Source organism: Candidatus Chloroploca asiatica, assembly GCF_002532075.1.
Taxonomy (GTDB): domain Bacteria; phylum Chloroflexota; class Chloroflexia; order Chloroflexales; family Chloroflexaceae; genus Chloroploca; species Chloroploca asiatica.
Genome location: NZ_LYXE01000049.1, coordinates 1 through 10,100, shown reverse-complemented (window position 1 = coordinate 10,100; position 10,100 = coordinate 1). Strand labels below are relative to the sequence as shown.

The window sequence follows — 10,100 nt, the reverse complement described above, 5'->3', positions numbered from 1 at the left end:
ATTTATTATTTTTAGTCAACTGTTTACCGGGTAAGGTGGTGAGCCGGGTGGGGATCGAACCCACGACCCTCTGATTAAAAGTCAGGTGCTCTGCCGCTGAGCTACCGGCCCGCTGATCATTATACCCTAGACTGCGATGACCGTCAAAGGATTTCATGCACGTGAGGTTATGGTATCATAGGCTCCTATGAATGCCTCTTTTCGCCATGATGATCACGCCCCTCTGCGGGTGGCTATGCTTGCTCGGGTGGTCTTTCCGCTCCATGGCTATGGTGGCATCGAACGCCACGTCTTTCATCTGGTGACCCATTTGACCCGCCTCGGTGTGGCGGTGACGCTTTTTGTGCAAGAGGCTGATCCCCAACGCGTCGCTGGCTCCGATGCGGCAAGTCAGGCAATTACGCAGGGCCTCGCCCGCGTGGTCTATCTTCGCTATGACTATACTTCCCCCGCTTTGCCCCCGAATGGGGTCGTTGGACGCCAGTTCAATTATCCTTGGTATACTTGGCACCTTGGTCGTGTCGCGGCAGCCGCCGTGCGCCGCAATGAGGTCGATCTCGTGCATAGCCAGGGGCTCTGTGCGACTGGCTATGGCTTTATTCGCCAGCGCGATCCTTTGTTACGCCAGGTGCCGTTTGTCGCGAATCCCCACGGGATGGAGGAGTTCCGTACGCCCGATTGGCGGAAATGGCTTGCCTATGCACCCTTTCGTTCCCTCTATGCCTATGGGCATCGCTGCGCTGACCGCGCGATTGCGACTGATGCCTGTACCCGCCACGATCTCCCTCGCTACCTTGGGGTCGATCCGTCCCGCGTCAGTGTGATTCCTTCAGCGATTGATGTGGAAGAGTGCCTCGGCTTTGTCTCCCCCGCCCTCCGTTCCCAACTTCGCCATCGCTTTGGCCTCGCTGAATCTGCCCTGACGCTGCTGAGTGTGGGCCGCCTCGAACGTAATAAGGGTTTCCATGTGATGCTCGCCGCCCTTGCGCAACTCCGCCACGAGTTGCCGCCAACCTGGCGCTGGCTGCTCGTTGGCAATGGCAAGGAAGAGTCCGCCCTCCGCGATGAGGCCGCGACGCTGGGCCTGGCTGAGCAGATTACGTTTGTTGGGCGCCTTGATGACGCTGAGTTGCATAGTCTCTATGAAGAGGTCGATCTTGTGGTGCATCCGACCCTCTATGAAGGCAGTAGCCTCGTGACGCTCGAGGGCATGATCCATCGCAAGCCGATGATCGCTTCAGCCGCTGGCGGTATTCCCGATAAGGTCTTTAGTGGGCGCAATGGCTATCTTGTGCGCCCCGGTGATGTCGAGGATCTCGCCGCCAAGCTGCGCCTCGCGCTGGCCCGCCGCGAGCAGTGGCCTGCCTGGGGCGAAGAGAGCGCTCGTATTGTGCGTACGACCTTCGATTGGCCCGTCGTCGCCCGCAAAACCCTGAACCTCTATCGGGAGTTGCTGGTTTGACGCAACGGCGCAACGGCGCGAAGGTTTGATGCATCTCCCGCTATGGCTTTTGATCAACGATAATTAGCGCATTGCCTCACGTTACATAGAACCTTGACAGCGCGGGGGCATCCGTACCTGGAAGGCCGCGCAGGGCTATGGCTTCTCGCACAAGCTCCGCTTGCCGTACCGCGAAGAAGAAGGCGGGAGTGATGGTCTGCTTGCATGTAGCCGGACATCTGCGCTCTGGCGTCTTGGCGTCACATAGGCCGGGGTGCCAACTTCGCCAATAGCACGATGTCCACACGAGCGCTTGCGAAGGGCTGGAAAGCTGGAAAAGGTGGCACGCTGTGCGGCAGCGCGTACGCTGTTGCTGCTGGCGTATGCCGTCGTAACAAAGAAACGGGCGTTCGACCCGGCACAGCGAGTACCAGCAGCGGTCATGGTCGAGCAGGCAGCCGAGCGGTTGTTCACCTGTGCGAGTACCTCGACCGGATAGGGTAACACCGGATAACCTGTGCTACAATAGCGACCAGAATGCGTTAATACGACCCTTTAGGACTCACCGTTCACTAGTCTTTATAGGGGTTTCGTATTTTTCCAAGCAGGTTTGAATGGGTGTCCAATAAGCGCTCAATCCTTTACCCAGAGGCGGCTAAGCAACCCATGTGGTCGATAACAGGTAATTAGAGCATCAGGGTTAATTCGATGCCAGATCCATGCTGCTTTTATAACATACGAAACCGATGCTCGGACGAGCGAACGGTGACTTAGGAGGATCATGAGTACCGATCGCTCCGCTGAGCAAGCGTTGCTGGTAGCGCATAAGCGCCGGCTGCAAACGCTCGAAATCCAGGCTGCCCGATTTGGCATTGAGACGCCTGCCCATATCACCAATGAGATTGCCGATCTCAGTAACAAGATCGCGGTGTTGGAACAGCGACTGAAGGTTGCGTCAACAGAGAAAAGCGCCGTAGGGCAATACCGCGTGTGGGTCGTTGATCAGTTGCACCGGGGCGACCACCTCACTATCACCCTTGCTCTTGCGGCGGCTAGCCCCGGTGACCGCATTTTGATCCGCCCTGGCGTTTATGACGAAGCACTCGTAATCGATAAACCAGTGGAATTAATTGGTGAAGGTGAGCCGGGCGACGTGCTGGTTCGCGCCAATGACGCGAGCGTGGTGCGCTTCAATTGTGCGCGCGGCTTGGTGAAAAATGTGACGTTGCGCCAAATTCAAGGCGACTCTTGGGCGATACATATTTCCCAAGGTCGGCTCGATGTTGAAGACTGTGACATTAGCTCGGTCGGGAATGGGTCGATCTTGATCACAGGCAGTGCCTACCCAAGACTCCGCCGTAATCGCATCCACGATAATCAGGGTAACGGCGTCTACATCACTGCCAACGCCCAGGGGTTGCTCGAAGACAACGATATCTTCAACCACAGCAACAACCCAGCGGTATCTATCGCCAACGGGGCGAGTCCGACCCTACGCAAGAACCGCATCCACGATAATCAGAGTGCCGGCGTCTACATCACTGCCAATGCCCAGGGGTTGCTCGAAGACAACGATATCTTCAACCACAACCACAACAAGCCAGCGGTATATATCGCCAACGGGGCGAGTCCGACCCTACGCAAGAACCGCATCCACGATAATCAGAGTAACGGCGTCGTTATCGATACCAACGCCCAGGGGTTGCTCGAAGACAACGATATCTTCAACCACAACAAGCCAGCGGTATATATCGCCAACGGGGCGAGTCCGACCCTACGCAAGAACCGCATCCACGATAATCAGAGTAACGGCGTCGTTATCGATACCAACGCCCAGGGGTTGCTCGAAGACAACGATATCTTCAACCACAACAACGACCCAGCGGTATCTATCGACAACGGGGCGAGTCCGACCCTACGCAAGAACCGCATCCACGATAATCAGAGTAACGGCGTCCACATCACTGCCAACGCCCAGGGGTTGCTCGAAGACAACGATATCTTCAACCACAACCACAACTACCCAGCGGTAGCCATCGCCAACGGGGCTCGTCCGACCCTACGCAAGAACCGCATCTACCAGAATAAATCGAATGGGATATGGATCAAAGAAGGCGGTGGTGGCACGTTTGAATACAACACACTGTACGAAAACAAGCAGGGTAACTGGAACATTGAGCGTAATTGCTTGCAGTATGTCGTGCGCATTGGCAATAGTGAATAGCGTACAGGTGTTGTATCTCAGCGAGAACGAGCTTGTTTCATCACGGAAGCAACGCGAGCTCGAATTAGAACTGGCGACCAAGCAACGTGAAGTTGTGCCTACGACTACAGAGGAGACGATGCTATGAGCAGTGACGATCGAGTTCACCTTGAGGAGTTACTCCGCACATACCGACGGCGCCTTCAGGTGCTAGAACTTCAGGCCGCTCAGTTTGGCATCTATGCACCCCCCCATATCACCATTGAAATTGATGATCTGAAGGTACATATTCAAGATACCGAGATGAAGTTAGGCTCAGCGGGAAGGAGCGTACCGGCTGCACGTGAAAACGGAACGCTTTCGACGCAACAATTTCAGCAATTAACGGAACGATTTCTCGCGTTACCCTCGCTGAGCACGCGCAGTTCACGAGATGCTGTCGTGCAACAACTGCCCAGCCACATTACGAATGCCATCAGCAGGCATGACAGTGCAAAAGTTGATGTCGTAAACATCATTCGTACGGTGCTGAACTATAAAGAAGGTCTGAAATTACTTGTCAACGCGGTACGCTTTTTCGATGACGGGACTGAGCAACTCCAAGCACTTGAGGCTTTTCTACGCAAAACGAATCTTGCTTGGTACTAGATGTTGGTGCCCGTGCCAAGGCTGAGGGTTGCGGTGGTGGTGAAGAAGGCGGGTAACAGTGCGCCTCGTTTAGCCCGGAGCCGGAGCGAGCGAACGACGGGAAAGCCATGCACCCGCTCACGATGGCTCGTCTCGCGGGGTCTGTTCTCTGCTACCAAACAGCGTGGCTTGGCACTATAATAGAGCAATGCCCACTACGCTGCTCGCCACAAAGTTGTACCGACCGCCGCCCCGTCCAAGGGGGATGGTGCGGCCCCACCTGATCGCACGGCTCAATGCCGGGCTGCACCGCAATCTGACCCTGCTTGCCGCCCCGGCCGGCTTTGGCAAGACAACGCTGCTCAGCCAGTGGCTGGACGGTTGCGCGCGCCCGGTCGCCTGGCTGACACTCGACGCGAGCGATCACGAGCCCACCCGCTTCCTGGCCTACCTTGTCGCCGCGCTCCAGACCGTCGTGCCGGAGTTTGGGGCGGGGTTGCTGGCTGCGCTGCTTGCGCCACAGGCGCCAACGCCTACCGCCGCGGTAACGGACCTGATCAACGCACTCGCTACGCTCGCGCAGCCGGTCGTGCTCGTCCTCGACGACTACCATCTGGTCAATGCAGCACCGGTTGATGCGGCCCTCGGCCTGTTGCTGGCGCACCAGCCTCCCCAGCTCCACTGATTTGCGGCGTAGCGCGCTGCCAGTTCCGCGTTCTGTTCGTGGGCGGCTTTGAAAAAGGCAATCCGCAAGGTGCGCCCGTAGCACTTGAAGCCGTGGCGCAGCGTATGCAATGCACCATATAGCGAATATCGCTATTCTCGTTCCCCTTCATCAAAAGGTCAGATGCGGCGATGGCATACGAGCGTGGGTTAAAGTCCTGCCCGAACACCCACAATTTGTTTTCCTGGTGCATCTCGCGCAGGTGGTTCTGTGCCTCAGACAACATGCCGCCCGTGCCGCATGTTGGGTCAAGCAACTTGAACACTTTGCCTGGCAGTGTCAGGACTTCATCATCGGGAGCAAAGAGCAGATCGACCATCAACTGGATCACCTCACGCGGGGTGAAGTGGTCGCCCGCCGTCTCATTGGCCGCTTCATTGAAGCGCCGGATAAGATCCTCGAAGAGCAACCCCATCTGGATATTGTCAACTTTATCTGGGTGCAGATCGACATCGCAGAACTTTGCGATGATCAGATAGAGGATATGGGCCTCATCCATGCGCTCGATTTCAGCGGTAAACTCGAAGCGCTCGAAGATCTGGCGCACATTGGTCGAGAAGCCATTGATATACGCTTGAAGGTGCTGACCAATGTGATCGGGGTCGCCCTTCAGCCGCTGGAAATCTAGCTCGGAGTGATTATGAAAGCGCTGACCGGCCAGCTTATTGAGGCGTGCGTCGAGAGCCTCTCCAGTCAGGGGCGAAGATGCCTGTTGCAGCCGTTTATACTCGGCCAGCACTTGCGGCTTGGTTGATGCAAGCACACAATCGAAGCGACGCAACACCGTTAGCGGCAGCATCACCCGCTCATACTGTGGCGGACGATACGGGCCGCGCAGCAGGTCGGCGATCTGCCAGATAAAGTTGGCGTAGTAGTGGTGGTCGCTCATAGTGATCCAAATCTCGTGCGGTGCCAAGCACAATTGTAGCATATGGTAGATGGTAGATGGTAGAGCGATTGCATCAGATGATGCAGATAGGGCGATTGCATCATACGAAACCGGATACAACGGGGCACCCGCAAGGGGTACCCGTACCGGGGTGGGGCACCCGCAAGGGGTGCCCCTACAGGGCCGGGGGGCGGGCCCGGTGTAGGGGCACCCCTTGCGGGTGCCCTTGCGGGTGCCCTTGCGGGTGCCCTGGTGGGGTGCATACACGGAAGATGCAATCGCCCTATATGCTGGCCTGAGGCGATTGCATCTTCTGCCGTGGCCGTAAACGGCCTCGACTCGTACAACTCTCTGCAAATACGTATAGAGTTGTGCGGCCCGGGAGCGCGGCCGACGCGCCCGCCCTGCGCAGATGCGGGCGGGCCGTCCGCGCTCCCAGCAACGTACGAACGAAAGCCACATCTTTGCGCCTTTGCGCCTTGGCGTCAAAAAACCGTCTTCTGTGAAACGTATGGCGGCTAGCTGTGCTGACCGGGCTGCCCCGCAAGCCAGATTTCTGGTATGATAAGGCAATTGTTTGTGCCGAAAGGAGTCGTACACATGGCCGAGAATCGTCGGAGTAAACTGATTACTGAAGGGCCGCAGCGTTCGCCGAATCGTGCAATGCTGCGTGCGGTGGGATTTGGTGATGAGGATTTTCAGAAGCCGATTGTGGGTATTTCGAATGCGCATAGTACGCTGACGCCGTGCAATGCAGCACTTGATCCACTGGCGCAGCGTGCGGCAGCGGCGATCAAGGCGGCTGGTGGGATGCCTCAGACCTTTGGCACGATTACGGTCAGCGACGGCATTTCGATGGGCACCGAGGGGATGAAGTTCTCGCTCGTTAGCCGTGAGGTGATCGCCGATTCAATCGAGACGGTGGTCAATGCCCAGCGGATGGACGGGATCCTCGCGGTCGGTGGCTGTGATAAGAATATGCCCGGGGCACTGCTTGCGCTGGCCCGGCTCGATGTGCCGAGCATTTTTGTCTATGGTGGTACGATCAAGCCCGGCCATCATGATGGCCGCGATTTGACGATTGTCAGTGCCTTCGAGGCCGTTGGTCAGTATAGTGCCGGGACGATTGATGCCAATGAGTTGCTCGAAGTCGAGCGCCGCGCTTGCCCAGGGGCGGGGTCGTGTGGCGGGATGTACACCGCCAATACGATGTCTTCGGCGATCGAGGCCCTCGGCTTGAGCCTGCCTGGCTCTTCGACGATGGCTGCTGAGGATGCGGAGAAAGCCGAAAGTGCCGCGCGCTCGGGCGAGGTGTTGGTTGAAGCGATCCGGGCTGGCCGTACCGCGCGCCAGATTCTGACCCGCGAGGCCTTCGAGAATGCGATTGTGGTCGTGATGGCGCTGGGTGGTTCGACTAATGCGGTCTTGCATCTGCTGGCGATTGCCCATGCCGCCGAGGTGCCCCTCACGATTGATGATTTTGAGACGATCCGCACCAAGGTGCCGGTGCTCTGCGATCTCAAGCCGTCGGGCCACTATGTGGCGACCGATCTCCACCAGGTTGGCGGCGTGCCGCAGGTGATGAAGATGTTGCTCAAGGCCGGTTTGTTGCACGGCGATGCACTGACGATCACGGGTCAGACCATTGCCGAGACGCTCGCCGACGTGCCGGATGCACCACCTGAGGGTCAGGATGTCATTCGTCCGTGGGATGCGCCGCTCTACGCGCAGGGCCACCTGGCGATTCTGCGAGGCAATCTGGCGGAAGAGGGGTGCGTCGCCAAGATTACGGGGATCAAGCAGCGTCAGATCACCGGGCCAGCCCGGGTTTTTGATGCGGAAGAGGAGTGTCTGGAGGCGATCCTCGCCGGCAAGATTGTCGCCGGTGATGTGCTGGTGATTCGTTATGAAGGTCCCAAGGGCGGCCCGGGGATGCGCGAGATGCTTGCCCCGACCTCGGCCATTATCGGGGCTGGCCTCGGTGATGCGGTTGGCCTGATTACCGATGGGCGCTTTTCGGGTGGCACCTATGGCCTGGTGGTCGGCCACGTCGCCCCCGAGGCGGCTGTCGGTGGCACGATTGCGCTTGTCCACGAGGGCGACAGCATTACGATTGATGCTGATACGCTGTTGCTGCAACTCAATGTTGCTGACGACGAGCTCGCCCGTCGCCGTGCGGCCTGGCAGCCACCAGCCTCACGTTACCCCCGCGGTGTGCTTGCCAAGTATGCGCGCCTCGTCTCGTCGGCGAGCCTCGGTGCAGTGACCGATTTGTGATCGAAGCGGCGACGGGGCTAGTACCAGTACCTTGCAAAGAAGGCGGTTCTTTTGACGCAAAGGCGGAAAGGCGCACAGGTTTTCGCGTAGGTGCGCGAACCCTTCGCGCCTTCGCGCCTTCGCGTGAGCTGCAAAGAAGGCGGTTCTTTTGACGCAAAGGCGGAAAGGCGCACAGGTTTTCGCGTAGGTGCGCGAACCCTTCGCGCCTTCGCGCCTTCGCGTGAGCGTATTTGCATAGTGTCGCCCGGCACCCCTTCCAGGATGCCTCGAACAAGGAAGGGCGTCAGCCCTCAAACATCTATGAAACCTGAAACTTTTCGTACCTATGGGCATGCCCTCGTTGATTGGATTGCGCACTACCGTGAGCGCTTGCCCGAGTTGTCGGTCTGGTCGCATGTCTCCCCAGGGGCGATCCGTGCGCAGTTGCCCCTGGAGCCACCCGAGGAACCTGAGTCGTTTGAGGCGGTGCTCGCCGATCTCGAGCAGATCATTCTCCCCGGTCTTTCTCATTGGCAGCATCCGCGGTTCTTTGGCTATTTTCCGGCGAATGCGGCGCTTGCGTCGGTGCTTGGCGATATGGTGAGTACGGGTCTTGGTCAGTTGGGCCTCAATTGGCAGTCGAGCCCGGCCCTGACCGAGCTCGAAGAGCAGATGACCGAGTGGATGCGTCGGTTGCTCGGGCTCGCTGATGGGTGGCGCGGTGTGATCCAGGATACCGCCAGTACGTCGACGCTGGTGGCCTTGATCTGCGCCCGTGAACGGATGACGAGCCACGGGGCGACCCGGGGTGGCCTGCAGGCCGAAGAGTTGCCCCTGACGGTCTATTGCTCGGGCCAGAGTCATAGTTCGGTGGAGAAGGCGGCGCTGCTGGCGGGCTTTGGGCGCGATAACTTGCGGCCCATCGCGACTGATGCTGCGCATGCGCTGCGCCCCGAGGTGCTGGTCGAGGCGATCCAGCGTGATCTGGCCGAGGGTCGGCGCCCCTGTGCGGTGGTCGCAACCATCGGTTCGACGGCAACAACTGCGGTTGACCCGCTCGAAGCGATGGTTGCGATCTGTCGTGAGTACGGTCTCTGGCTGCATGTTGACGCAGCGATGGCCGGTTCGGCGATGATCTTGCCCGAGTGCCGCTGGATGTGGCAGGGCGTCGAACAGGCCGATAGCCTCGTGCTCAATCCGCACAAATGGCTGGGCGTCGCCTTTGACTGCTCGCTCTACTATGTGCGCGATCCGCAACATCTGATCCAGGTGATGTCAACGAATCCCAGTTATTTGCAAACCTCAGCCGATGGCATCGTGACCAACTATCGCGACTGGGGCTTGCCGCTCGGGCGACGCTTCCGTGCGTTGAAGCTCTGGTTCCTGTTGCGGCTCGAGGGGGCCGCAGCCCTGCGCGAACGGCTGCGGCGCGATCTTGCGTTGGCGCAGTGGCTTGCCGCGCAGATCGACGCGACCGAGGGCTGGGTGCGCCTCAATCCGGTGCATCTCCAGACGGTCTGTGTGCGGCACGAGCCACCTGGCCTGGCCGATGATGCCCTTGATCGCCACACGCTCGACTGGATCGGGCGGCTCAACGCCTCGGGGGTAGCCTATCTGACCCCGGCGGTGCTGGATGGGCGCTGGATGGCGCGCATCAGCATCGGGGCCGAACTGACGACTCAGGAAGATGTGGCGCACCTGTGGCAGGCGATGTGTGCTGAAGTGAACGGCTCCCAGGGCTAAAGGAGACTGCTGAAAAAGTACTGCGACACCACTAGATATAGTGTTCACACTGTCGCTAAATACTACATCTAGTGTACTCAGATCACTTTTTCAGCAGTCTCTAAAGCACCTGGGCTTCAGAGACTGCCGCCCCAGTCTCGTCCTCCGAAGAGAACATGGGTGGGGTGTGGCCTCTTCGATGCGCTTGTCTGTGCTGACTCTCAGGTTGGCCCCTTCC

At 58.7% G+C, this 10,100-nt stretch carries 8 protein-coding genes and 1 tRNA gene; 7 read left to right on the top strand and 2 right to left on the bottom strand.

Translation table 11 applies throughout. The features are described from left to right. Positions 1-36 precede the first annotated feature (36 nt). Positions 37-111: transfer RNA gene (locus A9Q02_RS04425), tRNA-Lys, on the bottom strand. 76 nt (positions 112-187) lie between these two features. Between A9Q02_RS04425 and A9Q02_RS04420 the strand changes: the two genes are divergently transcribed. The 5 genes from A9Q02_RS04420 (at position 188) to A9Q02_RS04405 (ending at position 4,956) form a co-directional block, all read left to right on the top strand. Then, complete coding sequence (locus A9Q02_RS04420; protein WP_097651152.1) at positions 188-1,462, top strand: glycosyltransferase family 4 protein; 1,275 nt, start codon at positions 188-190, stop codon at positions 1,460-1,462. Between the two features lie 319 nt (positions 1,463-1,781). Next, on the top strand, positions 1,782-1,940 hold the full coding sequence (locus A9Q02_RS24110; protein ID WP_172450628.1) for a hypothetical protein: 159 nt from the start codon (positions 1,782-1,784) through the stop codon (positions 1,938-1,940). A gap of 282 nt (positions 1,941-2,222) precedes the next feature. Next, positions 2,223-3,665 carry a right-handed parallel beta-helix repeat-containing protein gene (locus tag A9Q02_RS04415; RefSeq protein WP_097651151.1) on the top strand — a complete coding sequence of 481 codons (1,443 nt, stop codon included), beginning with the start codon at positions 2,223-2,225 and terminating at the stop codon, positions 3,663-3,665. Positions 3,666-3,788: 123 nt separating this feature from the next. Further along, positions 3,789-4,292 carry an effector-associated domain 2-containing protein gene (locus tag A9Q02_RS04410; protein WP_097651150.1) on the top strand — a complete coding sequence of 168 codons (504 nt, stop codon included), beginning with the start codon at positions 3,789-3,791 and terminating at the stop codon, positions 4,290-4,292. Positions 4,293-4,479: 187 nt separating this feature from the next. After that, a complete protein-coding gene (locus A9Q02_RS04405; protein WP_097651149.1) occupies positions 4,480-4,956 on the top strand; it encodes an AAA family ATPase in 477 nt (158 codons plus the stop codon). On the opposite strand, the gene A9Q02_RS04400 is transcribed toward A9Q02_RS04405, so the two are convergent. Then, positions 4,889-5,884: a type I restriction-modification system subunit M N-terminal domain-containing protein gene (locus tag A9Q02_RS04400; RefSeq protein WP_216361441.1), complete on the bottom strand. Its 996-nt coding sequence runs from the start codon at positions 5,882-5,884 to the stop codon at positions 4,889-4,891. The two genes, A9Q02_RS04405 and A9Q02_RS04400, sit on opposite strands and share 68 nt — an antisense overlap. Positions 5,885-6,484: 600 nt before the next feature. Here A9Q02_RS04400 and ilvD point away from each other — a divergent pair. Both ilvD and A9Q02_RS04390 read left to right on the top strand, forming a co-directional pair. Then, on the top strand, positions 6,485-8,161 hold the full coding sequence (gene ilvD, locus A9Q02_RS04395; RefSeq protein WP_097651148.1) for a dihydroxy-acid dehydratase: 1,677 nt from the start codon (positions 6,485-6,487) through the stop codon (positions 8,159-8,161). Positions 8,162-8,461: 300 nt separating this feature from the next. Further along, on the top strand, positions 8,462-9,883 hold the full coding sequence (locus A9Q02_RS04390) for a pyridoxal phosphate-dependent decarboxylase family protein (protein ID WP_097651147.1): 1,422 nt from the start codon (positions 8,462-8,464) through the stop codon (positions 9,881-9,883). The last annotated feature ends 217 nt before the right edge of the window (positions 9,884-10,100 follow it).

Coding starts and splice junctions, on each gene's coding strand:
- A9Q02_RS04420 (WP_097651152.1), top strand. CDS start 188: ATGAATGCCTCTTTTCGCCATGATGATCACGCCCCTCTGCGGGTGGCT.
- A9Q02_RS04415 (WP_097651151.1), top strand. CDS start 2,223: ATGAGTACCGATCGCTCCGCTGAGCAAGCGTTGCTGGTAGCGCATAAG.
- A9Q02_RS04405 (WP_097651149.1), top strand. CDS start 4,480: ATGCCCACTACGCTGCTCGCCACAAAGTTGTACCGACCGCCGCCCCGT.
- A9Q02_RS04400 (WP_216361441.1), bottom strand. CDS start 5,884: ATGAGCGACCACCACTACTACGCCAACTTTATCTGGCAGATCGCCGAC.
- ilvD (WP_097651148.1), top strand. CDS start 6,485: ATGGCCGAGAATCGTCGGAGTAAACTGATTACTGAAGGGCCGCAGCGT.
- A9Q02_RS04390 (WP_097651147.1), top strand. CDS start 8,462: ATGAAACCTGAAACTTTTCGTACCTATGGGCATGCCCTCGTTGATTGG.
- A9Q02_RS04410 (WP_097651150.1), top strand. CDS start 3,789: ATGAGCAGTGACGATCGAGTTCACCTTGAGGAGTTACTCCGCACATAC.